Origin of the sequence: Leclercia pneumoniae (assembly GCF_017348915.1) — a bacterium.
In the GTDB taxonomy this organism is placed as follows: Bacteria; Pseudomonadota; Gammaproteobacteria; order Enterobacterales; family Enterobacteriaceae; genus Enterobacter; species Enterobacter pneumoniae.
Map to the genome: position 1 here is coordinate 937,726 of NZ_CP071383.1, position 22,378 is coordinate 960,103.

The 22,378-nt window shown below is 55.3% G+C and carries 22 protein-coding genes; 18 read left to right on the forward strand and 4 right to left on the reverse strand.

Features of this window, described 5'->3' with window-relative positions; all coding sequences use genetic code 11:
* Positions 1-167 precede the first annotated feature (167 nt).
* The 5 genes from phoB to malZ all read left to right on the forward strand — a co-directional run bounded on the left by phoB (position 168) and on the right by malZ (position 7,307).
* Positions 168-857 (forward strand): phosphate response regulator transcription factor PhoB, encoded by a 690-nt coding sequence (gene phoB, locus JZ655_RS04360; protein ID WP_040076955.1) that lies wholly within the window; start codon positions 168-170, stop codon positions 855-857.
* Positions 858-878: 21 nt separating this feature from the next.
* Positions 879-2,165 carry a phosphate regulon sensor histidine kinase PhoR gene (gene phoR, locus JZ655_RS04365; protein ID WP_046884478.1) on the forward strand — a complete coding sequence of 429 codons (1,287 nt, stop codon included), beginning with the start codon at positions 879-881 and terminating at the stop codon, positions 2,163-2,165.
* Positions 2,166-2,583: 418 nt separating this feature from the next.
* Positions 2,584-3,903, forward strand: a complete 1,320-nt coding sequence (brnQ, locus tag JZ655_RS04370) for a branched-chain amino acid transporter carrier protein BrnQ (RefSeq protein ID WP_046884477.1) — start codon at positions 2,584-2,586, stop codon at positions 3,901-3,903.
* Between the two features lie 77 nt (positions 3,904-3,980).
* A complete protein-coding gene (proY, locus tag JZ655_RS04375; protein WP_207293090.1) occupies positions 3,981-5,354 on the forward strand; it encodes a proline-specific permease ProY in 1,374 nt (457 codons plus the stop codon).
* 132 nt (positions 5,355-5,486) lie between these two features.
* A complete protein-coding gene (gene malZ, locus JZ655_RS04380) occupies positions 5,487-7,307 on the forward strand; it encodes a maltodextrin glucosidase (protein ID WP_207293091.1) in 1,821 nt (606 codons plus the stop codon).
* Positions 7,308-7,354: 47 nt separating this feature from the next.
* Here malZ and JZ655_RS04385 read toward each other — a convergent pair whose 3' ends face one another.
* Together JZ655_RS04385 and acpH are read right to left on the reverse strand one after the other, a co-directional pair.
* Positions 7,355-7,957 carry a peroxiredoxin gene (locus tag JZ655_RS04385; protein WP_207293092.1) on the reverse strand — a complete coding sequence of 201 codons (603 nt, stop codon included), beginning with the start codon at positions 7,955-7,957 and terminating at the stop codon, positions 7,355-7,357.
* Positions 7,958-8,084: 127 nt separating this feature from the next.
* On the reverse strand, positions 8,085-8,666 hold the full coding sequence (acpH, locus tag JZ655_RS04390) for an ACP phosphodiesterase (RefSeq protein WP_207293093.1): 582 nt from the start codon (positions 8,664-8,666) through the stop codon (positions 8,085-8,087).
* 91 nt (positions 8,667-8,757) lie between these two features.
* On the opposite strand from acpH, the gene queA reads away from it, so the two are divergent.
* From queA to JZ655_RS04430, 8 genes are all read left to right on the forward strand, one after another.
* Positions 8,758-9,828 carry a tRNA preQ1(34) S-adenosylmethionine ribosyltransferase-isomerase QueA gene (gene queA, locus JZ655_RS04395; RefSeq protein WP_207293094.1) on the forward strand — a complete coding sequence of 357 codons (1,071 nt, stop codon included), beginning with the start codon at positions 8,758-8,760 and terminating at the stop codon, positions 9,826-9,828.
* Between the two features lie 55 nt (positions 9,829-9,883).
* Positions 9,884-11,011: a tRNA guanosine(34) transglycosylase Tgt gene (gene tgt, locus JZ655_RS04400; RefSeq protein ID WP_040076946.1), complete on the forward strand. Its 1,128-nt coding sequence runs from the start codon at positions 9,884-9,886 to the stop codon at positions 11,009-11,011.
* Between the two features lie 22 nt (positions 11,012-11,033).
* A complete protein-coding gene (yajC, locus tag JZ655_RS04405) occupies positions 11,034-11,366 on the forward strand; it encodes a preprotein translocase subunit YajC (RefSeq protein WP_003859109.1) in 333 nt (110 codons plus the stop codon).
* A gap of 27 nt (positions 11,367-11,393) precedes the next feature.
* Complete coding sequence (gene secD, locus JZ655_RS04410; RefSeq protein WP_046884474.1) at positions 11,394-13,241, forward strand: protein translocase subunit SecD; 1,848 nt, start codon at positions 11,394-11,396, stop codon at positions 13,239-13,241.
* Between the two features lie 10 nt (positions 13,242-13,251).
* Positions 13,252-14,223: a protein translocase subunit SecF gene (gene secF / locus JZ655_RS04415; RefSeq protein ID WP_046884473.1), complete on the forward strand. Its 972-nt coding sequence runs from the start codon at positions 13,252-13,254 to the stop codon at positions 14,221-14,223.
* Between the two features lie 116 nt (positions 14,224-14,339).
* Entirely contained in the window at positions 14,340-15,725 is a 1,386-nt protein-coding gene (locus JZ655_RS04420) for a M24 family metallopeptidase (RefSeq protein WP_207293095.1), read from the forward strand.
* Positions 15,726-15,802: 77 nt separating this feature from the next.
* Positions 15,803-16,168, forward strand: coding sequence for a VOC family protein (locus JZ655_RS04425; RefSeq protein WP_040076942.1), 366 nt, complete (start codon positions 15,803-15,805; stop codon positions 16,166-16,168).
* Between the two features lie 22 nt (positions 16,169-16,190).
* The gene (locus tag JZ655_RS04430; protein WP_046884471.1) at positions 16,191-16,871 is read left to right on the forward strand and encodes a helix-turn-helix transcriptional regulator; all 681 of its coding nucleotides are present in this window, start codon (positions 16,191-16,193) and stop codon (positions 16,869-16,871) included.
* Between the two features lie 43 nt (positions 16,872-16,914).
* Here JZ655_RS04430 and JZ655_RS04435 read toward each other — a convergent pair whose 3' ends face one another.
* Positions 16,915-17,799 (reverse strand): nucleoside-specific channel-forming protein Tsx, encoded by an 885-nt coding sequence (locus tag JZ655_RS04435; protein ID WP_046884470.1) that lies wholly within the window; start codon positions 17,797-17,799, stop codon positions 16,915-16,917.
* Between the two features lie 263 nt (positions 17,800-18,062).
* On the reverse strand, positions 18,063-18,602 hold the full coding sequence (locus JZ655_RS04440; protein ID WP_046884469.1) for a SadB/YajI family lipoprotein: 540 nt from the start codon (positions 18,600-18,602) through the stop codon (positions 18,063-18,065).
* Positions 18,603-18,755: 153 nt separating this feature from the next.
* On the opposite strand from JZ655_RS04440, the gene nrdR reads away from it, so the two are divergent.
* The 5 genes from nrdR to thiL all read left to right on the forward strand — a co-directional run bounded on the left by nrdR (position 18,756) and on the right by thiL (position 22,361).
* A complete protein-coding gene (gene nrdR, locus JZ655_RS04445) occupies positions 18,756-19,205 on the forward strand; it encodes a transcriptional regulator NrdR (protein ID WP_040076938.1) in 450 nt (149 codons plus the stop codon).
* Between the two features lie 4 nt (positions 19,206-19,209).
* Complete coding sequence (ribD, locus tag JZ655_RS04450) at positions 19,210-20,313, forward strand: bifunctional diaminohydroxyphosphoribosylaminopyrimidine deaminase/5-amino-6-(5-phosphoribosylamino)uracil reductase RibD (RefSeq protein ID WP_207293096.1); 1,104 nt, start codon at positions 19,210-19,212, stop codon at positions 20,311-20,313.
* An 87-nt stretch (positions 20,314-20,400) separates the two neighbouring features.
* Positions 20,401-20,871: a 6,7-dimethyl-8-ribityllumazine synthase gene (ribH, locus tag JZ655_RS04455; RefSeq protein WP_040076935.1), complete on the forward strand. Its 471-nt coding sequence runs from the start codon at positions 20,401-20,403 to the stop codon at positions 20,869-20,871.
* A gap of 19 nt (positions 20,872-20,890) precedes the next feature.
* Entirely contained in the window at positions 20,891-21,310 is a 420-nt protein-coding gene (gene nusB, locus JZ655_RS04460; protein ID WP_040076933.1) for a transcription antitermination factor NusB, read from the forward strand.
* Positions 21,311-21,386: 76 nt separating this feature from the next.
* Positions 21,387-22,361 carry a thiamine-phosphate kinase gene (gene thiL / locus JZ655_RS04465; RefSeq protein WP_207293097.1) on the forward strand — a complete coding sequence of 325 codons (975 nt, stop codon included), beginning with the start codon at positions 21,387-21,389 and terminating at the stop codon, positions 22,359-22,361.
* The last annotated feature ends 17 nt before the right edge of the window (positions 22,362-22,378 follow it).

Here is a 22,378-nt window from a genome sequence, read left to right on the forward strand (position 1 = left end):
AAAAGAGGGGAAGGGGATTATAAACGTCTAAAGGCAGGAAAATCACGGCTGCCAGAAAACAACAGCTTGCCATCTGAGCTGGAACAGTTTTTCATAAATCTGTCACAAATCTGACGCATAATGACGCCGCATTACAATCATGTAACCTAATTAAGACAGGGCAATGTATGGCGAGACGTATTCTGGTCGTAGAAGATGAAGCACCTATCCGTGAAATGGTCTGTTTCGTGCTTGAGCAAAATGGCTTTCAGCCCGTTGAAGCCGAGGATTATGACAGTGCGGTGAACCAGCTCAACGAACCCTGGCCCGATCTTATTTTGCTGGACTGGATGCTGCCTGGCGGCTCGGGTCTGCAATTTATCAAACACATTAAACGTGAAGCCCTGACCCGGGATATCCCGGTGGTGATGCTGACCGCGCGTGGTGAAGAGGAGGATCGTGTCCGCGGTCTGGAAACCGGCGCGGATGATTACATCACCAAGCCCTTCTCGCCAAAAGAGCTGGTGGCGCGTATCAAAGCCGTGATGCGCCGCATCTCGCCGATGGCGGTGGAAGAGGTGATTGAGATGCAGGGACTTAGCCTGGATCCTACCTCACATCGCGTCATGACCGGCGAAAACCCACTCGATATGGGCCCCACCGAATTCAAATTATTGCACTTCTTTATGACCCACCCGGAGCGTGTCTACAGCCGCGAACAGTTGCTCAACAATGTCTGGGGAACTAACGTCTATGTCGAAGACCGGACGGTGGATGTCCATATCAGGCGCCTTCGCAAAGCGCTGGAACTCAGCGGGCACGATCGCATGGTGCAGACGGTCCGCGGCACGGGTTATCGATTCTCGACCCGTTACTGAACAATGACAGGAGTGTGACGCGTGCTGGAACGTCTGTCATGGAAAAGGCTTTTATTTGAACTGATCTTATGCTGCATTCCGGCCCTGATTCTGGGGGCCGTGTTAGGTTATCTTCCGTGGTTTTTACTTGCGGCAGTGACCGGCCTGCTTATCTGGCACTTCTGGAATTTATTGCGTCTCTCCTGGTGGCTATGGGTAGACAGAAGCATGACCCCACCGCCGGGTAGCGGCAGTTGGGAGCCGCTCCTGTATGGCCTGCACCAGATGCAGATGCGTAATAAAAAGCGTCGACGCGAGCTGGGTAGCCTGATTAAGCGCTTTCGCAGCGGTGCCGAATCGTTGCCGGACGCGGTGGTGTTGACCACCGAAGAGGGGGCGATCTTCTGGTGTAATGGCCTGGCGCAGCAGCTTCTTGGCCTGCGCTGGCCGGACGATAACGGCCAGAATATCCTTAACTTGCTGCGTTATCCGGAATTCGCCCGTTACCTGAAAGCGCGCGATTTTACCCGCCCGCACAATCTGGTACTGAACAATAGCCGTCATCTTGAGATCCGCGTCATGCCTTACAGCGATCAACAGTGGTTGATGGTGGCGCGTGACGTGACCCAGATGCACCAGCTGGAAGGGGCGCGTAGAAACTTCTTTGCTAACGTCAGCCATGAGTTGCGTACGCCGTTAACGGTGTTGCAGGGCTATCTGGAGATGATGCAGGAGCAGACGCTGGAGGGAGCACCGCGCGAGAAAGCGTTGCACACCATGCGTGAACAGACCCACCGGATGGAGGGGCTGGTTCGCCAGTTATTGACGCTTTCGCGTATCGAAGCCGCACCAACGCTGGCGCTGAACGATACCATTGATGTGCCGATGATGCTGCGCCTGCTCGAACGTGAAGCCCAGACCTTAAGCCACGGTAGACACCAGCTGAGCTTCGACGTGGACAACACGTTAAAAGTGCGCGGCAGTGAAGATGAACTGCGCAGCGCCATCTCGAACCTGGTATATAATGCGGTGAATCACACCCCTGAGGGCACCTCGATTAAGGTGCGCTGGCAGCGTGTCGCTTCCGGCGCGGAGTTCAGCGTTGATGATGATGGACCCGGGGTGGCACCAGAACACATTCCGCGTTTGACTGAACGCTTCTACCGGGTGGATAAAGCCCGATCCCGGCAGACCGGGGGCAGTGGCCTGGGGCTGGCGATTGTGAAGCATGCCATTAATCACCATGAAAGCCGGCTCGATATCTCCAGCCAGCCCGGCGTAAGCACGCGTTTCAGCTTCGTTATTCCGGAACGTTTGCTTGCCAGTTGAAAGGGCTGAGAGGAGTGCTGTAATCGGAAGTTGCCACAGGCCAGCGAAAGCTGGCCTGTTTACTTTGCAGTCAGGCGAAGCGAGCATGATTTTCATACTGCTGTTGCTTTTTTGTTCGCATGATTAGCCATGAGTTTTTCTTATACATGGTTCATTGTTCCAATCACTCTTTTCATTCCGGCATAATGTTCTGGTTTTGAGATCCTATATTGCCTTTAAACGTTATAAGCGTTTAAATTGCGCCCCAGATATCGTCATACCGACTATATTTGCGTGGTAAATCGAAAAACTATTCTTCTCCACGCCAGTACGGGAGTATATCCCACTGAAATTGAGTATTTTTTCCGCTGTTTTGTCCCGGCAGGGATGGCGAAAAATTCATCGTTTTCAACACCACATCCACAGGCAGTAAGGTTTTATGACCCATCATCTGAAATCGCGCGACATCGTTGCGCTGGGCTTTATGACATTTGCGCTGTTCGTTGGCGCAGGCAACATCATCTTTCCTCCCATGGTTGGCTTGCAGGCGGGTGAACACGTCTGGACGGCAGCCATTGGCTTCCTGATCACTGCCGTGGGTCTGCCGGTGCTAACCGTTATCGCGCTGGCGAAAGTGGGCGGCGGCGTAGACAGCCTCAGCACCCCGATTGGTAAAGTGGCTGGCATTCTGCTGGCGACCGTCTGTTATCTGGCCGTGGGCCCGCTGTTTGCCACGCCACGTACCGCGACCGTCTCATTCGAAGTGGGGATCGCGCCCCTGACGGGCGACGGCGCGATGCCGCTGTTTATCTATAGCCTGGTCTACTTCGCGCTTGTGATTCTGGTTTCTCTCTATCCGGGCAAACTGCTGGATACGGTAGGTAACTTCCTGGCTCCGCTGAAAATCGTTGCGCTGATCGTTCTGGCCGTGGCCGCCGTGATGTGGCCTGCTGGCCCCATCAGCGATGCGATGGATGCCTATAAAAACGCTGCCTTCTCTAACGGCTTCGTGAATGGCTATCTGACGATGGATACGCTGGGCGCCATGGTGTTTGGTATCGTTATTGTCAACGCTGCGCGTTCCCGTGGCGTAACGGAAGCGCGTCTGCTGACCCGTTACACCATCTGGGCGGGTCTGATGGCCGGCGTGGGCCTGACGCTGCTCTATCTGGCATTGTTCCGTCTGGGTTCCGATAGCGCCACGCTGGTGGATCAGAGCGCTAACGGTGCGGCGATCCTGCATGCTTACGTGCAGCATACCTTTGGTGGTGCAGGTAGCTTCCTGCTGGCGGTATTGATCTTCCTGGCCTGTCTGGTGACGGCGGTAGGGCTGACCTGCGCCTGTGCAGAGTTCTTTGCGCAGTATCTGCCGCTCTCTTACCGCACGCTGGTGTTTATCCTCGGCATCTTCTCAATGGCGGTCTCGAATCTGGGACTGAGCCACCTGATTCAGGTGTCCATTCCGGTACTGACGGCCATTTACCCGCCGTGTATTGTACTGGTTGTGCTGAGCTTTACCCGCCCGTGGTGGCATAACTCCTCACGAATTATTGCCCCGGCCATGTTTATCAGCCTGATTTTTGGTATCCTTGACGGGATAAAAGCATCCGCTATTGGCGACGTACTGCCTGCCTGGACACAGCGTCTGCCGCTGTCTGAGCAGGGGCTGGCCTGGCTGATGCCTACCGTTGTTGCACTGGTATTGGCTGTTATCTGGGATCGTGCTGCAGGACGCCAGGTTACATCGAACGCGCATTAATCAACGGCAGAATGTACAACCACGGGGCTTATGGCCCCGTGGTTTTTTGTTTTTTTGTGTTGAATGGCAAGACATAAATGGAAAGCTCTAACAAACTCAAGCGGGGTCTCACCGCCCGTCACATTCGCTTTATGGCACTGGGTTCTGCAATAGGCACGGGCCTTTTTTATGGCTCGGCAGATGCCATAAAAATGGCCGGTCCCAGCGTATTGCTGGCCTATGTTATTGGCGGCGCTGCGGCCTATATCATCATGCGTGCCCTTGGGGAGATGTCGGTTCATAACCCCTCAGCCAGCTCCTTCTCACGCTATGCCCAGGAAAACCTCGGGCCACTGGCCGGGTATATCACCGGCTGGACCTACTGCTTTGAAATTCTGATTGTGGCCATCGCCGATGTGACCGCGTTCGGAATTTATATGGGCGTCTGGTTCCCCACGGTGCCGCACTGGATCTGGGTCTTAAGCGTCGTGATGATCATCTGCACCGTTAACCTGATGAGCGTAAAAGTGTTCGGTGAACTGGAGTTCTGGTTCTCGTTCTTTAAAGTCGCCACCATCATTGTGATGATTGCTGCCGGCTTTGGCATCATTATCTGGGGCATTGGCAACGGCGGCGAAGCGACCGGAATTCATAATCTCTGGAGCAACGGCGGCTTCTTCAGCAACGGCTGGATTGGAATGGTGATGTCGCTGCAGATGGTGATGTTTGCCTACGGCGGGATCGAAATCATCGGTATTACCGCGGGCGAAGCGAAAGATCCTGAAAAATCTATTCCTCGTGCGATTAACTCAGTGCCAATGCGTATCCTGGTCTTCTATGTGGGCACGCTGTTCGTCATTATGTCCATCTACCCGTGGAATCAGGTCGGCACAAACGGCAGCCCGTTTGTCCTTACCTTCCAGCATTTGGGGATTGCCTTTGCCGCCAGCATTCTTAACTTTGTGGTGCTGACCGCTTCGCTCTCGGCCATTAACGCCGACGTATTTGGCGTGGGTCGTATGCTGCACGGCATGGCCGAGCAGGGCAGTGCGCCGAAGATCTTCGCCAAAACCTCCCGTCGTGGTACGCCATGGGTGACGGTGATGGTGATGACGGTCGCGCTGCTGCTGTCGGTCTACCTGAACTACATCATGCCGGAGCGCGTCTTCCTGGTGATTGCTTCGCTGGCCACCTTCGCCACCGTATGGGTGTGGATTATGATCCTGTTGTCGCAGATCGCCTTCCGCCGCCGTCTGGGGCCAGAGGCCTCGAAAGCGCTGAAGTTTAAAGTGCCGGGCGGGGTAGCGACGACGGTCGTTGGGCTGATCTTCCTGGTCTTTATTATCGCGCTGATCGGTTACCACCCGGATACCCGCATTTCGTTGTACGTAGGCTTCGCGTGGATCGCTCTGCTGCTGGTGGGCTGGGTCTTCAAACGCCGCCACGAACGTCGGATCGCCAAGGTACAGTAATCAGAATGCCCGGCACCTGCCGGGCATTTTTTCTCCTCCCCCGATCTCCTCCCCTAATAATTGTCTCCGCGATGAGTGAACATCCTCTACCCTATGGCAAGGTGGCCTCAATTCTGGGAAAGGGGATACGAAATGTTGAAGGCATGGCACCTCGCGGTTGCCCCATTTGTTAAGCAAAACAAAGACAAGCTCGTGATTACGCTCTGGCTGGCAGGCGACAATCAGCCTGAGCGGGTGACGCTTCGCGCCGAAGTGGACAATGAAGAGACGACGCTGAAAATGCACAAACAGCGTAGCCAGCCGCAGCCGGAGATCACGGCATGGCGGGCCACGATCGATCTGAACAGCGGCCAGCCGCGTCGACGCTACAGTTTTAAACTGCTCTGGCACGACCGCCAGCTGTGGTTTACCCCCCAGGGCTTCAGCCGTTTTCCACCGGCTCGTCTGGAGCAATTTGCCGTCGATTATCCCGATAATGGCCCTCAGTGGGTGGTGGAGCAGGTCTTCTACCAAATCTTCCCGGATCGCTTCGCCCGCAGCCAGCAGCGCACGGCATTGCAGGACCAACGCTACTATCACCACGCCGCCGGGCAGGAGGTTATCTTCCGCCAGTGGGATGAACCCGTCACCGCGCAGGCGGGCGGCTCCACCTTCTATGGCGGGGATCTGGACGGTATCAGCGAAAAGTTACCCTATCTGAAAAAACTCGGCGTCACGGCGCTCTACCTGAATCCGGTCTTTGCCGCGCCCAGCGTGCACAAATACGATACCGAGGATTATCGTCGGGTAGATGAGCAGTTCGGTGGCGATGGAGCATTGCTGCGCCTGCGTGAAAATACTCACCGTGAGGGGATGCGTCTGATTCTGGATGGCGTCTTTAACCACAGCGGCGACTCTCATGCCTGGTTTGATCGCCACAACCAGACAATGGGCGGCGCCTGTCATAATCCGGAATCGGCCCAGCGTGACTGGTATAGCTTCAACGACGAGGGCTACGCGCTTGACTGGCTGGGTTACCCCAGCCTGCCGAAGCTGGACTATGCCTCGAATGCGCTGGTGCAGGAGATTTATGGCGGCGAGGAGAGTATTGTCCGCCACTGGCTGATAGCCCCCTGGAACATGGACGGCTGGCGGCTGGATGTCGTGCATATGCTTGGCGAAGCGGGCGGCGCGCGGAATAATTTGCAGCACGTCGCCGGTATCACCCGTTCGGCGAAAGCCGCCCGGCCAGATGCCTTTGTCTTTGGCGAGCATTTCGGTGATGCCCGTCAGTGGCTGCAGGCCGATGCGGAAGATTCGGCGATGAACTATCGCGGTTTTACTTTCCCGCTCTGGGGCTTTTTGGCGAATACGGATATCTCTTACGATCCGCAGCGTATCGACGCTGAAACCTGCATGGCGTGGATGGATAACTACCGCGCCAGTCTGTCGCATCAGCAGCAGCTCCGGATGTTCAACCAGCTGGATAGCCACGATACCGCACGCTTTAAAACGCTGCTGGGCAAAGATGTGGCGCGGTTGCCGCTGGCGGTCATCTGGCTCTTTAGCTGGCCGGGCGTGCCGTGCATCTATTATGGCGATGAAGTCGGGCTGGATGGCAATAATGACCCCTTCTGCCGCAAAACCTTCCCGTGGGAGCCAGAGAAGCAGGATAAACACCTGCTGGCGCTCTATCAGCGGATGGCGAAGCTGCGCAAACAGAGCCAGGCCCTGCGCTACGGCGGTTGTCAGGTGATCTATGCGCACGATAACGTGGTGGTGTTTATACGCGTCTATAACCAGCAGCGGGTGCTGGTGGCGATAAATCGCGGTGAGGCCTGCGAAGTAGTACTGGACGACACGCCGTTATTAAGCGTGAAGACGTGGCTTCTGAAAGAGGGGAAAGGCAGCGTGCAGGATGGCGTGCTCTCTCTGCCGGCGATATCGGCCACCGTCTGGGCAGGCAACCATTAATAACAAAAAGGCCCGCATGCGCGGGCCTTTTGCGTAAACCTTGCCAGTTACAGGCTGGATACGTTCTCGGACAGGTATTTTGCAACGCCGTCTGGAGAGGCGTTCATACCTTCTTTACCTTTTTCCCACTGAGCCGGGCACACTTCACCGTGCTCTTCGTGGAACTGCAGCGCGTCAACCATGCGCAGCATTTCGTCGATGTTACGACCCAGCGGCAGATCGTTCACAACCTGGTGACGAACGATGCCGTTTGCGTCGATCAGGAAAGAACCACGCAGCGCAACGCCCGCGTCCGGATGTTCGATACCGTAAGCCTGCTGAATTTCACGTTTGATGTCCGCAACCATCGCGTATTTCACCGGACCGATGCCGCCGTTGTCGACAGGGGTATTACGCCATGCGTTGTGTACAAACTCAGAGTCGAAGGAGACGCCAACCACTTCCACGCCACGCTTCTGGAATTCTTCATAACGTTTGTCGAACGCGATCAGCTCAGACGGGCAAACGAAGGTGAAATCCATCGGCCAGAAGAACAGAACGGTCGCTTTACCGTTGGTGTGCTGTTTGAAGTTGAAGTTATCAACGATTTCACCGTTACCCAGTACAGCTGCTGCTGTAAAATCCGGAGCCGGACGAGTTACCAGAACCATATGATTCTCCTGTATTTACTAAGGTTATTTGGAACGCAACGCCGGCCAGTATAGAGAGTGTGGCGCTTTAACTCAAAGAGGCCCTAACAATCGTTCGATGAGCTTTTGCCTATCAATGACGCACCGGTTACAGCTGTCTGCTTTTTGCCTGCGCCATCATGCGTGGATAGAACTGCCAGAAACGGGTTTCAAGTGCGTCATAATGGTCGTCCAGATCTTGCCAGGAGTCGCGCAGAGCATCCAGACGCGGGCGGCGGCTGGCCATGCCATTAAGCACGTTCTGAATAAAATCCATATCGCGATAACGTTCCATCCAGCGCTCTGACCATAAGTAATGATTCAGATTCACAAAGCGTGGGGGAGAGTCGGGCAGGATGGTTGCTATCTGCGTCTGGGCATAGCGTACAAATTCTGACAGCGGCATCTCGGGTGAGAGCTGTGCCCAGTGCCGAGAGAGAAAGTGATCCCACATGACGTCCAGGGTAATCGGCGCGACGCGGCGGGTGTGAGGACGGAACCAGCCTTTCGCTTCGGTCACTTCGGGCAGGTTATCGGTCAACACGTCGATACGCCGGTGCATAAAAATACCCTCTACAACCTCGGGAGGGTACTCTTCTGCCGGGTTGCCGCGGACGAAATCGGCCAGCAAATTACCAGAAAGCGAGCTATCGGCCAGGTGAGCCAGGTGCAGGTGAGCGAGAAAATTCATGCGATTCGGTATCCGGAGTCGGCTAGTTGTTGCAGCAAAGTGGTGTGAGCACTAGACTAAGCCGCCTGTTTTTAAGTCACGAGTATAAGTCATGCGCGTCGCCGATTTCTCCTTTGAATTACCTGATTCCCTGATCGCCCACTATCCAATGCCTGAGCGCAGTAGCTGTCGCTTACTCTCTCTGGACGGGCCAACGGGCGCGCTGACGCACGGTACTTTCACCGATCTGCTCGATAAGCTCAACGCGGGCGATCTGCTGGTCTTTAACAATACCCGTGTGATCCCGGCCCGCCTGTTTGGTCGTAAAGCCAGCGGCGGAAAGATTGAAGTGCTGGTTGAGCGCATGCTGGATGATAAACGTATTCTGGCACATATTCGCGCATCCAAAGCGCCAAAGCCGGGCGCGGAACTGCTGCTGGGCGATGACGAGAGCATCAACGCAACCATGGTTGCGCGCCATGATGCCCTGTTTGAAGTGCAGTTCAACGATGAACGTCCGGTGCTGGATATTCTGAATGCCATTGGCCATATGCCACTGCCGCCCTATATTGAGCGCCCGGACGAAGAGGCCGACCGCGAGCTGTACCAGACCGTCTATAGCCAGAAGCCAGGCGCAGTTGCTGCGCCGACGGCGGGCCTGCACTTTGACGAACCTCTGCTGGCAAAACTGCGCGACAAAGGTGTTGAGATGGCCTTTGTAACGCTGCACGTCGGCGCGGGCACCTTCCAGCCCGTGCGCGTGGACTCTATCGAAGACCACATTATGCACTCGGAATACGCAGAGGTCCCGCAAGAGGTTGTGGAGGCGGTAATGGCGACCAAAGCGCGTGGCAACCGCGTTATCGCGGTGGGGACCACCTCTGTCCGCTCGCTTGAGAGCGCGGCGCAGGCGGCGAAAAGTGAACTGATTGAACCCTTCTTTGGCGACACGCAAATCTTTATCTACCCGGGCTATCAGTACAAAGTGATTGATGCGCTGGTGACCAATTTCCACCTGCCTGAATCAACGCTGATTATGTTGGTTTCCGCCTTTGCGGGTTATCAGCATACGATGAATGCCTATAAGGCTGCGGTAGAACAAAATTATCGCTTTTTTAGCTACGGGGACGCGATGTTTATCACGTACAATCCGCAGGCTTTGAATGAGCGTGTCGGGGAATAAGTCCGCGGCACCGGAATAATGTGTTGGACTGTTTTTCTGACACAGAGGAAAAAAAATGAAATTTGAACTCGATACCACCGACGGTCGCGCACGCCGCGGTCGCCTGGTGTTTGATCGCGGCGTGGTAGAAACCCCCGCGTTTATGCCTGTGGGCACCTACGGCACCGTAAAAGGGATGACGCCGGAAGAAGTTGAAGCCACTGGCGCACAAATCATCCTCGGTAACACCTTCCACCTCTGGCTGCGTCCTGGCCAGGAGATCATGAAGCTGCACGGCGATCTGCACGACTTCATGCAGTGGAAAGGCCCCATTCTTACCGATTCCGGCGGTTTCCAGGTCTTCAGCCTCGGCGATATCCGCAAAATTACCGAAAAGGGTGTGCACTTCCGTAACCCCATCAACGGCGATCCGATCTTCCTTGATCCTGAAAAATCGATGGAAATTCAGTACGATCTCGGCTCCGATATCGTGATGATCTTCGATGAATGTACGCCATACCCGGCAGACTGGGATTACGCGAAGCGTTCCATGGAGATGTCACTGCGCTGGGCGCAGCGTAGCCGCGACCGTTTTGACTCGCTCGGCAACAAAAATGCGCTGTTCGGCATTATCCAGGGCAGTGTTTACGAAGATTTACGTGATATCTCGGTTAAAGGTCTGGTAGAGATAGGTTTTGATGGCTACGCTGTCGGCGGTTTGGCTGTGGGTGAGCCGAAGGAAGACATGCACCGTATCCTGGAGCACGTCTGCCCGCAAATCCCGGCTGATAAACCGCGATACCTGATGGGTGTGGGTAAACCAGAAGATCTGGTTGAAGGCGTTCGTCGCGGTATTGATATGTTTGACTGCGTGATGCCAACCCGCAATGCCCGTAATGGTCACCTGTTCGTGACCGATGGCGTGGTAAAAATTCGTAATGCGAAGCATAAAAGCGACACCAGCCCACTCGACGCCGAGTGCGATTGCTATACCTGTCGCAATTATTCTCGCGCGTACCTGCATCATCTTGATCGTTGCAACGAGATTCTGGGCGCGCGTCTCAATACCATTCACAATCTTCGTTATTATCAGCGCTTAATGGCTGGTTTACGTAAGGCCATTGAAGAGGGTAAATTAGAGAGCTTCGTGACCGATTTCTACCAACGTCAGGGCCGTGCTGTACCACCTTTGAACGTTGATTAATTTTAATAATGAGGGAATTTAAATGAGCTTTTTTATTTCTGATGCGGTAGCAGCAACTGGCGCTCCGGCGCAGGGCAGCCCAATGTCTCTGATCCTGATGCTGGTTGTGTTCGGTCTGATCTTCTACTTCATGATCCTGCGTCCACAGCAGAAACGCACCAAAGAGCACAAAAACCTGATGAACTCCATTGCGAAAGGCGATGAAGTGCTGACCAACGGTGGCCTGGTGGGTCGCGTGACCAAAGTAGCGGAAAACGGCTACATTGCTATCGCCCTGAACGACACCACTGAAGTGGTTATCAAACGTGACTTCGTAGCTGCCGTTCTGCCGAAAGGCACCATGAAGGCGCTGTAATCCAACCATTTCCCAAAGGGAACTGCCGTGTTAAACCGTTATCCTTTGTGGAAGTACATCATGCTGGTCGTCGTGATTATCGTCGGCCTGCTGTACGCGCTTCCCAACCTGTATGGTGAGGATCCGGCTGTTCAAATCACTGGCGCGCGCGGTGTCGCCGCCAGTGAGCAAACGCTGATCCAGGTCCAGAAAACGTTACAAGAAGAAAAAATTACCGCTAAGTCTGTGGCACTGGAAGAGGGCGCTATTCTTGCTCGCTTCGACTCCACCGATACGCAGCTCCGCGCTCGTGAAGCGCTGATGGGCGTGATGGGTGATAAATATGTCGTGGCGCTGAACCTTGCTCCTGCAACTCCGCGTTGGCTGGCTGCGCTGAACGCAGAGCCAATGAAACTCGGTCTCGACCTGCGTGGCGGTGTGCACTTCCTGATGGAAGTGGATATGGATACCGCGCTGGGCAAGCTGCAGGAACAGAACATCGACAGCCTGCGCAGCGATCTGCGTGATAAAGGCATCCCTTACACCACCGTGCGTAAGGAAGAGAACTACGGCATGAGCATCGCGTTCCGCGACGGCTCTGCACGCGACCAGGCAGTCACTTACCTGACGTCGCGTCACCGCGATCTGGTGATCACCTCGCAGGGCAGCAACCAGCTGCGCGCCGTGATGACGGATGCCCGTCTGAGCGAAGCGCGTGAATACGCCGTTCAGCAGAACATCAACATTCTGCGTAACCGTGTAAACCAGCTGGGGGTAGCCGAGCCGCTGGTACAGCGTCAGGGTGCTGACCGTATCGTGGTTGAACTGCCAGGTATTCAGGATACCGCGCGTGCGAAGGAGATTCTGGGCGCGACCGCGACCCTGGAGTTCCGTCTGGTAAATACCAACGTTGACCAGTCCGCAGCCGCCTCTGGCCGCGTACCGGGCGACTCTGAAGTGAAGCAGACCCGTGAAGGTCAGCCGGTGGTGATGTACAAACGTGTGATCCTGACCGGTGACCACATTACCGACTCCACTTCCAGCCAGGATGAATACAACCAGCCGCAGGTGAACATCTCGCTTGATAGCGCAGGTGGCAACATCATGTCTAACTTCACTAAGGACAACATCGGTAAACCGATGGCAACCCTGTTCGTGGAGTATAAAGACAGCGGTAAGAAAGATGCGAACGGTCGCTCGGTGCTGGTGAAAGAGGAAGAGGTGATTAACATCGCCAATATCCAGTCCCGACTGGGTAACAGCTTCCGTATCACCGGTATCAACAACCCGAACGAAGCACGTCAGCTGTCGCTGCTGCTGCGTGCCGGTGCGTTGATTGCGCCAATCCAGATTGTTGAAGAGCGTACCATTGGTCCAACCCTGGGTATGCAGAACATCAAACAGGGTCTGGAAGCCTGTCTGGCCGGTCTGGTGGTCTCCATCATCTTCATGATCTTCTTCTATAAGAAGTTTGGTCTGATCGCGACAAGCGCGCTGGTGGCGAACCTGGTCCTGATTATCGGCATCATGTCTCTGCTTCCGGGGGCGACGCTGACCATGCCGGGTATTGCGGGTATCGTTCTTACCCTTGCGGTGGCGGTCGACGCCAACGTACTGATAAACGAACGTATCAAAGAAGAGCTAAGCAACGGTCGTTCTGTGCAGCAGGCGATTGAAGAGGGCTACAAAGGGGCGTTCAGCTCCATCTTCGATGCGAACGTAACAACACTGATTAAGGTTCTTATCCTGTATGCAGTGGGTACTGGCGCTATCAAAGGCTTTGCGATTACCACCGGTATCGGTGTAGCAACGTCAATGTTTACCGCTATTGTCGGCACCCGTGCCATCGTGAACCTGCTGTACGGCGGCAAGCGCGTTAAAAAGCTGTCTATCTGAGGAGTGCGTTGTGGCACAGGAATATACTGTTGAACAATTAAACCACGGCCGTAAAGTCTGGGACTTTATGCGCTGGGACTACTGGGCCTTCGGCATATCAGGTTTTCTGCTGATTCTGTCCATCGTCATTATGGGCGTGAAAGGCTTCAACTGGGGTCTGGACTTCACCGGTGGTACGGTGATTGAAATCACCCTGGAAAAACCGGTCGATATGGACCAGATGCGCGAATCACTGCAGAAAGCGGGCTTTGAAGAGCCGCTGCTGCAGAACTTCGGCAGCAGCCGCGACATCATGGTGCGTATGCCACCGGTACACGATGCCAACGGCAGCCAGGAGCTGGGCAGCAAGGTCGTTCAGGTTATCAATGAATCGACCAGCCAGAATGCAACGGTTAAGCGTATTGAGTTTGTTGGCCCGAGCGTGGGTGCAGACCTGGCCCAGACCGGTGCCATGGCGCTGCTGGTGGCGCTGATCTCCATCCTCGTTTATGTTGGCTTCCGCTTCGAGTGGCGCCTGGCGGCCGGGGTGGTTATTGCTCTGGCGCACGACGTGGTGATCACCATGGGCGTATTGTCGCTGTTCCACATTGAGATTGACCTGACGATTGTGGCATCCCTGATGTCCGTTATCGGTTACTCACTGAACGACAGTATCGTGGTATCTGACCGTATCCGTGAAAACTTCCGTAAGATCCGTCGCGGTACGCCGTACGAAATCTTTAACGTGTCGTTGACCCAGACGCTGCACCGTACCTTGATCACCTCCGGGACCACCTTGATGGTGATCCTGATGCTGTATCTCTTCGGTGGCCCGGTACTGGAAGGCTTCTCGCTGACCATGCTGATTGGTGTCTCTATCGGTACGGCGTCGTCCATTTACGTGGCGTCCGCACTGGCACTGAAACTCGGCATGAAGCGTGAGCACCTGATCCAGCAGAAGGTCGAAAAAGAAGGGGCGGATCAGCCGTCCATTCTGCCGTAAAGGCAACAGCGCGTTAAAACAGAATCCCGGTCGCAAGGCCGGGATTTTTTTTGGTACATCGCGCACGGATTTGGGTACTCTCCAGTGTGAATGCGAAATGACATGGAGCAATACCGATGGCCGTCATCACCCTCTCATCTGTTCCCCAACCGACCCTCTGGCACGATGTGCCATCTGTAACGCTAAGCGATGAAACTCTGCAGCAGCGCAAGGCGAAAGTCCTTAGCCGCATGGTACAGCAGGGGCTGGATACGCTGGTTATCTATGCCGACAAAGAGCACGGCGGCAATTTTGAATATCTCACCGGGTTTATCCCGCGCTTTGAAGAGGCGCTCCTGATACTGCAACAGACGGGGGAGGCGGCCCTGGTGCTGGGTAATGAAAACCTGAAGCTGGCGGCGCATGCCCGACTGGCGAACCGCGTTATCCATGCGCCGTGGTTTTCACTGCCAAACCAGCCGATGGATAATCAGCACTCCTTCCCGGAGTTGCTTCGTGAGGCGGGGCTCTCAGGCGCGAACACCGTTGGGCTGGCGGGCTGGAAGCTATTTACTGGCGCGCGCGACGACAATTTGCAGATGTTCGATCTCCCCGCGTTTATTGTCGATGCCCTGCGTCTGGCGGCACCTCAGGCGCAGTTACGCAACGCAACGGGGATCTTTATCTCGCCCGAGAGCGGCGCCCGCATCACCAATAATGCAAACGAACTGGCGCACTACGAATACGGTGCCAATCTCGCCTCTACGGCAATGCTCACGGCGCTGAATGCCATCGCGCCCGGCAAAACCGAGAAGCAGATCGGCGCGCTGCTGGCGGCAGAGGGGCAGGCCAATAACGTGGTGATGATTGCCGCCACTGGCGAGCGCTTTGCTGATGCCAGGCTCTATCCAGGGGACAAAATTATTCAGCGCGGCGATAAATTCTCGCTGACGACCGGTTATAAAGGCGGCTTAAGCAGCCGTGCGGCTTATGTGGTGGCAGATGAAAATGAGCTAACACCGGCGGTAGCAGACTACCTCGAGGTGGTCGCCAAACCCTATTTTAATGCGGTGGTCAGTTGGCTGCAGCACCTGCGTATCGGCCTGCGTGGCGGTGAGATGTATGACCTGGTCGAACGGGTGTTGCCGAAAGCAGACTACCACTGGCACCTTAATCCGGGACATCTGGTGGCGGATGAGGAGTGGCTCTGCTCGCCCATTGGACCGAATTCGGCGGCAACATTACAAAGCGGCATGCTCCTGCAAATCGATATCATTCCCTCCCGCGCGGGATATGCTGGCGCCAGCATTGAAGATACCGTGGCGCTGGCGGACGAGGCGCTTCGCCACGAGATTCAGACCGCCTGGCCTGCGCTCTGGCAGCGTATTTGTACGCGCCGGGCCTATATTCAGACGCAGCTGGGCATCAGGCTGCCCGAGCAGGTTTTACCGCTCTCTAATACCGTCGGTTATCTGCGCCCGTGGCTGCTAAATCAATCACTTGCCCTTATTTTTACTGAGTGAGCCACTCTGCTGACAGTATGCTGTCAGGAGGCCAGGCGTACACTCCTTCTGAACTTACTCAACAGGCAGGAGGATGTATGAATAACGTCATTAACTGGTTTGAGATTGCGGTTACGGATATGGAGCGGGCCATTGCCTTTTATGAGCCGGTGATGCAGGTCTCGCTAAAACGTGAAGCAATGGACTGCGCGGAACTGGCCGTGTTCCCGCACGATGATCCGGCCGTCGGCGGTGCGCTGGCAAAATTTGACGGCATTGCGCCGTCGCAGCAGGGGGCGATTATCTATCTTCATACCTCAAACCTTGCGGCAACGCTCGATCGCGTGGCCTCAGCCGGGGGAGAATGTGTTTTCGGCCCGCTGGTCCTGCCGCGCGGCATTGGCACTATCGCGCTGTTTACGGACAGCGAAGGCAACCGGGTAGGGCTCCATCAGCCCGCCTGATAACGAGTGAAGGTGAAAATCGATGACCCGACGCGCTGACCGCCTGTTTCAGATCGTACAGATTCTGCGGGGCAGACGGCTGACCACCGCCGCGCTGCTTGCTGAACGACTGGGCGTGTCGGCGCGCACGGTGTATCGCGATATCCGCGATCTGTCGCTGTCGGGCGTGCCGATAGAGGGCGAAGCCGGAAGTGGTTATCGACTGCTGTCGGGCTTTGATTTGCCGCCGTTGATGTTGACTAACCGCGAGTCCGAAGCGCTGATCGTTGCCATTCGCCTGCTCAAAACCTGGGGAGGTGAGTCGCTCTCAAAAGAACTGGAGTCGGCGCAGGAGAAAGTGCTCGCTATTTTGCCCGAAGAGAGCCGTCGCAAGGCCGAGCAGACCCGCATTTACGCGCCGGATATTGCCCTGCAACCCCATTCGAGAAGCGGCTTTGATGTCATTCATCAGGCGATATCGTCCCAGCAGGTGCTCGCGTTACATTATCGGGATGAGGCCGGGCAGCTCTCCTGGCGGGAGGTGCAGCCGTTAGGGCTGTTCTTCTGGGGAGAGCACTGGCTACTCGCAGCCTGGTGTGAGCGACGCAATGACTACCGCTGTTTTCGCCTCGACCGTTGCCTGACCATTACCCTGACCGGGCGACGCTTCAGCGAAAGTGTAGAACGTTCTCTGGCCGACTTTTTGCGTAAAGTGAAGCAATAAAAAAGCCAGCCCGGAGGCTGGCTTTCATACATTGAAGCGATGCTTAGAAGTTGTAACCGACAACCAGATAACCACCCCAGCCGGTAGTACGTGTGTTGAAGTTGCCATTGCCAAAGTTCAGCTCAGCATCGTCGTTCCACTGACCACCGTTGTGCCAGTAACGCGCAACAACAGAGTAATGCCAGTGATCGTAGTTCAGCGCCAGAATGTGGCTGGAGGCGATAGAGTCGTTGGTACGGGATTTATTGCCGTTCAGATCGTTGGCGCTGTCATCGCCTAAATCGGAACCCCAGTCAAAGTTGGTGAAGCCGATATAGCTCAGGTTACCGCCCCACAGCTGGGTAATCGGCACGAAGTATTTCACTTTGAAACGGTAGCCATCCCACTCGTTTTCGTTCGCAGCACCGTAGTTCTGCCATTGGTATTTCGCGTACACGTTCAGGGAGAGGCTCATCGGCAGACCGGTATCGATGTCGGTACCCAGACCCATATACCAGGTGCTCTGGCGGCCATCTTTATTGCGACCCATGTCGTAGATGTAGTTGTTCGCGATGTACCACTCTTTGAATGGACCAAAGCTCAGATCGGTGCCGGTCAGCTTATCGATAGAGAAACGCGGCTCGATCTCCATGAACAGCGGAGAGCCGTGGTTCCAGATACCTTTCGCATTAGTGTTACCACCGAAGAATACCGGCGCATCCAGGTAACCATAGAAATCAAACCAGTCTTTTTTGGCAAACGCTTCGTATTCAAGGTAGGTATCGTTACGGATCTGAGGTCCGAAGCGGGTGTGGTAGCTACCGACCACGTTTACGCTCTGGTGCCACCAGTCGGAGACATATTCAGGTTTATCGTTTTCCGCTGCGTTAACAGAGAAAGTGGTTGAGAGCGCCAGAACTGCGCCAGCTGCCAGTAATGTTTTTTTCATAATGATGCCACTGATTTGAAATCCCTTACGGGAGTGAAAAATGCGCGAATAGCGTTTCTAAATATTTCGTGTTTCTGCGAGCCTATTATAGGAATCCGTGCTCACAAAAATATGTGTTGTTTCACATATCTCTCACATACGTAATCGATTGCGTTCACGTTTGCGTACTTTAAACGGAGCGGATTGTACTGGCAAACATTTATGTTGCCAATCTTTGCGGAATTTAAATGAAAGCGGAACGTGGTTACGTTCCGCTGAAGAGATTACTGCGCGACGGGCTGGATATCGTGGATGCGGACAAAACCGAGCTGTTCTGGGGTAACGCCATTCAACTGCAGTGGGATATCCACATCGCTCGGGGCGAGTACGCTGGCCGGCGCATTAATCAGCTGGCTTTGCACATTCACCTCCTGGAAATTATCTGTGGTGCCCTGGATCTGGCCCCACTCCACGGTGCCGCTGAAAGCGGGTAAGGGATCGTTAGACTCGCCCTGAATGCGCAGCGTCGCACGGGTACCGTCAGCATTGGGCGCCACGTCGACCAACGACATTCGCAGCGTGCCGATCTGGCTTTTCAGCCGCGCCGGAGTGTTAGCGCCCGGTAGCAGATAAACACCGCTGGTCGATTTCACATTCAGCGCGTTCTGCTGGGTGATCTTTACGGTTTCTTGGTTGAGCTCGCTCATGGTTTGGTTTAGCGCGCTCACGCTCTGGTTCATCTGGCGAACTTCGCTTTGCTGTGCACAGGCGCTAAGGCTAAAGAGGCTCCCCACCAGGAGAATTTTCAGGTAACGTCTTGTCATTGCGTTTAATTCCTTGAAATAACGGATGGTGATAAGCGTAGCCAACGAAGCAAGGCAGGGTATAGATCCATTATCTCAAAAACGCTCTTCCTTTGTTGTCAGCCCAGTTCAGGGTAAAATGGAACTCAGTTAACCCGAAAGTCAGGACACCGTATGCATTGCCCATTCTGTCTCGCCGTGGATACCAAAGTAATCGACTCCCGTCTGGTGGGGGAAGGCTCCTCCGTACGCCGCCGCCGGCAATGCCTGGTATGCAACGAACGTTTTACTACCTTTGAAGTGGCAGAGCTGGTTATGCCGCGGGTAGTGAAAAGCAACGATATTCGCGAACCCTTCAATGAAGAGAAGCTGCGAAGTGGAATGCTGAAAGCGCTGGAAAAACGCCCCGTCAGCGCAGATGACGTCGAAACGGCACTTAACCACATCAAATCCCATCTGCGCGGTACCGGCGAGCGCGAAGTGCCGAGCAAGATGATCGGCAACCTGGTGATGGAGCAGCTGAAAAAGCTCGATAAAGTGGCCTATATCCGCTTCGCTTCTGTCTACCGCAGCTTCGAAGATATTAAAGAATTTGGCGAAGAGATCGCCCGCCTACAGGATTAAGCCCATGCAGGATGAAATGTACATGGCGCGAGCCTTAAAGCTGGCGCAGCGCGGACGTTTTACTACCCATCCCAATCCCAACGTTGGCTGTGTAATTGTGAAAGAGGGCGAAATCGTCGGAGAAGGTTTTCACTTTCGCGCCGGCGAGCCGCATGCCGAAGTACACGCCCTGCGGATGGCCGGCGAGAAGGCGCGTGGGGCGACGGCTTACGTGACGCTTGAGCCTTGCAGCCATCATGGGCGCACGCCACCCTGCTGTGAAGCGCTGATTAACGCAGGGGTGACGCGCGTGGTGGCAGCGATGCAGGATCCTAATCCGCAGGTAGCCGGCCGTGGATTGTTCCGCCTGCAGCAGGAAGGGATTGAGGTGAGTCATGGCCTGATGATGCAGGAAGCCGAAGCCATTAATAAAGGTTTCCTGAAGCGCATGCGGACGGGCTTTCCCTTTATTCAGTTAAAGCTCGGCGCCTCCCTTGATGGCCGTACGGCGATGGCCAACGGCGAGAGCCAGTGGATCACTTCTGCGCAATCAAGGCGCGATGTGCAACGTCTGCGCGCGCAAAGCCATGCTATTCTCACCACCAGTGACACCGTGCTGGCGGATAACCCGTCAATGACCGTGCGCTGGGACGAACTTTCTGCCGATACGCAGTCCTGCTATTCCCAGGATGACCTGCGTCAGCCGCTTCGCATCGTGCTGGACCGCCAAAACCGCGTCACGCCAGAGCATCGTATTGTCCAGCAACCAGGTGAAACGCTTTTTGTCCGCACCGGGGAAGATAGCCGCACATGGCCGGAGGGCGTTCGAACGCTGATTGTACCCGAGCATAATGGCCACCTCGATCTGGTGGTACTTATGATGCAGCTTGGCAGACAGCAGGTGAACAGCATCTGGGTTGAAGCAGGGCCGACCCTTGCTGGGGCGCTACTGCAGGCGGGGCTGGTGGATGAACTCATTGTTTACGTTGCCCCTAAACTGTTAGGCAACGACGCGCGTGGTCTGTTTGTCCTGCCGGGCCTTGAAAAACTGGCCGATGCACCGCAGCTTAAGTTCAGCGAGATACGCCCGGTTGGACCCGATATTTGCCTGCATTTAATTCCCGCGTAAGGCTTACTGAAATAGGGAAGCAGTACGCAAATTATTATGATAAAATCCGCCCCCCTGCGGGGCCAAATGAACCCGTTAAGGAAGAGTATGAACATTATTGAAGCCGCTGTTGCTACCCCGGACGCTCGCGTCGCCATCACCATTGCGCGTTTTAACAACTTCATCAACGACAGCCTGTTGGAAGGTGCGGTAGACGCACTGAAACGTATCGGTCAGGTGAAAGACGAAAATATTACCGTTGTCTGGGTTCCAGGCGCTTATGAACTGCCGCTGGCAGCAGGCGCGCTGGCGAAAACCGGCAAGTATGATGCGGTAATTGCGCTGGGTACGGTTATTCGTGGCGGTACCGCGCACTTTGAATATGTAGCAGGCGGTGCCAGCAATGGTCTGCTGCACGTTGCGCAGGATGCTGAAATTCCTGTCGCGTTTGGCGTGCTCACCACTGAAAGTATTGAACAAGCTATCGAACGCGCTGGCACCAAAGCCGGTAACAAAGGTGCAGAAGCTGCACTGACCGCGCTTGAAATGATTAATGTATTGAAAGCCATCAAGGCCTGATTTTTGTAAGGGGAATTCCGTGAAACCTGCTGCTCGTCGCCGCGCCCGTGAATGTGCCGTCCAGGCACTTTACTCCTGGCAGTTGTCCCAGAACGACATCGCTGATGTTGAATACCAGTTCCTGGCGGAACAAGACGTCAAAGGCGTTGATGTCCTGTACTTCCGTGAACTGCTGTCGGGAGTGGCGACTAATAGCGCGTATCTCGACGGACTGATGAAGCCATACCTGTCCCGTCTGCTCGAAGAGCTGGGCCAGGTTGAAAAAGCCGTACTGCGTATCGCCCTGTTCGAACTGTCTAAACGTGACGATGTGCCGTACAAAGTGGCCATCAACGAAGCGATCGAACTGGCGAAAACCTTCGGTGCTGAAGACAGCCATAAATTCGTCAATGGCGTGCTGGATAAAGCCGCTCCTGCGATCCGTCCCCACAAAAAGTGATCCGCAAACCGGAGTACTGTGCTGCCTTCGTGCGGTGTAGTCTCCGGTTTTTTCTTTTCTTAGCGAGGCATAACGTATGGCATGCGGCGAATTCTCCCTGATTGCCCGTTATTTTGACCGCGTCAGATCTTCTCGTCGTGATGTTGAAACCGGCATCGGTGACGACTGCGCACTGCTCAATATTCCGGGAAAACAGACGCTGGCCATCAGCACCGATACGCTGGTGTGTGGCAACCATTTTCTGGCGGACATCGATCCTGCCGATCTGGCGTACAAAGCGCTGGCGGTGAACGTCAGCGATCTGGCGGCGATGGGGGCCGACCCGGCGTGGTTAACGCTGGCGCTCACCCTGCCGAAGGTAGATGAAGCGTGGCTGGAAACGTTCAGCGATGCCCTTTTCGAGCAGCTTAACTACTACGATATGCAGCTGATTGGCGGCGATACCACAGCGGGCCCGCTGTCGATGACGCTGGCGATCCACGGCTATGTCCCGGCTGGACGGGCTCTGAAGCGCTCAGGCGCGAAGCCGGGAGACTGGATCTATGTGACCGGAACCCCTGGCGACAGTGCGGCCGGGCTGGCGATTTTACAAGATCGACTGGTGGTCGAAGAGGCTGCTGATGCCGACTACCTGATAAAGCGTCATCTGCGTCCGACGCCACGTATTCTTCATGGGCAGGCGCTACGGGATCGTGCCAGCGCGGCAATCGATCTCTCTGATGGCTTGATTTCCGATCTTGGCCACATACTTAAGGCCAGCGGCGTAGGAGCGCGTGTCGATCTCGATACCTTCCCGCTTTCGGCGCCGCTGCGCCGCCATGCTGAGCCTGAACAGGCTCTACGCTGGGCGCTCTCGGGGGGTGAAGACTACGAGCTGTGTTTCACCGTGCCTGAACTGAATCGCGGTACGCTGGACGTAGCGCTTGGCCATCTGGGCGTTCCATTTACCTGTATCGGCCAGATCCTGCCGGAAAGCGAAGGGATGCAGTTTTTGCGTGACGGAGAACCTGTCACGCTGGACTGGAAAGGCTACGATCACTTCGCGCAGTAAATAGTGTGTCCCCTCTC

Coding starts and splice junctions, on each gene's coding strand:
- brnQ (WP_046884477.1), top strand. CDS start 2,584: ATGACCCATCATCTGAAATCGCGCGACATCGTTGCGCTGGGCTTTATG.
- proY (WP_207293090.1), top strand. CDS start 3,981: ATGGAAAGCTCTAACAAACTCAAGCGGGGTCTCACCGCCCGTCACATT.
- tgt (WP_040076946.1), top strand. CDS start 9,884: ATGAAATTTGAACTCGATACCACCGACGGTCGCGCACGCCGCGGTCGC.
- nrdR (WP_040076938.1), top strand. CDS start 18,756: ATGCATTGCCCATTCTGTCTCGCCGTGGATACCAAAGTAATCGACTCC.
- JZ655_RS04385 (WP_207293092.1), bottom strand. CDS start 7,957: ATGGTTCTGGTAACTCGTCCGGCTCCGGATTTTACAGCAGCAGCTGTA.
- ribD (WP_207293096.1), top strand. CDS start 19,210: ATGCAGGATGAAATGTACATGGCGCGAGCCTTAAAGCTGGCGCAGCGC.
- JZ655_RS04440 (WP_046884469.1), bottom strand. CDS start 18,602: ATGACAAGACGTTACCTGAAAATTCTCCTGGTGGGGAGCCTCTTTAGC.
- thiL (WP_207293097.1), top strand. CDS start 21,387: ATGGCATGCGGCGAATTCTCCCTGATTGCCCGTTATTTTGACCGCGTC.
- ribH (WP_040076935.1), top strand. CDS start 20,401: ATGAACATTATTGAAGCCGCTGTTGCTACCCCGGACGCTCGCGTCGCC.
- JZ655_RS04425 (WP_040076942.1), top strand. CDS start 15,803: ATGAATAACGTCATTAACTGGTTTGAGATTGCGGTTACGGATATGGAG.
- acpH (WP_207293093.1), bottom strand. CDS start 8,666: ATGAATTTTCTCGCTCACCTGCACCTGGCTCACCTGGCCGATAGCTCG.
- yajC (WP_003859109.1), top strand. CDS start 11,034: ATGAGCTTTTTTATTTCTGATGCGGTAGCAGCAACTGGCGCTCCGGCG.
- JZ655_RS04435 (WP_046884470.1), bottom strand. CDS start 17,799: ATGAAAAAAACATTACTGGCAGCTGGCGCAGTTCTGGCGCTCTCAACC.
- JZ655_RS04420 (WP_207293095.1), top strand. CDS start 14,340: ATGGCCGTCATCACCCTCTCATCTGTTCCCCAACCGACCCTCTGGCAC.
- JZ655_RS04430 (WP_046884471.1), top strand. CDS start 16,191: ATGACCCGACGCGCTGACCGCCTGTTTCAGATCGTACAGATTCTGCGG.
- malZ (WP_207293091.1), top strand. CDS start 5,487: ATGTTGAAGGCATGGCACCTCGCGGTTGCCCCATTTGTTAAGCAAAAC.
- phoB (WP_040076955.1), top strand. CDS start 168: ATGGCGAGACGTATTCTGGTCGTAGAAGATGAAGCACCTATCCGTGAA.
- queA (WP_207293094.1), top strand. CDS start 8,758: ATGCGCGTCGCCGATTTCTCCTTTGAATTACCTGATTCCCTGATCGCC.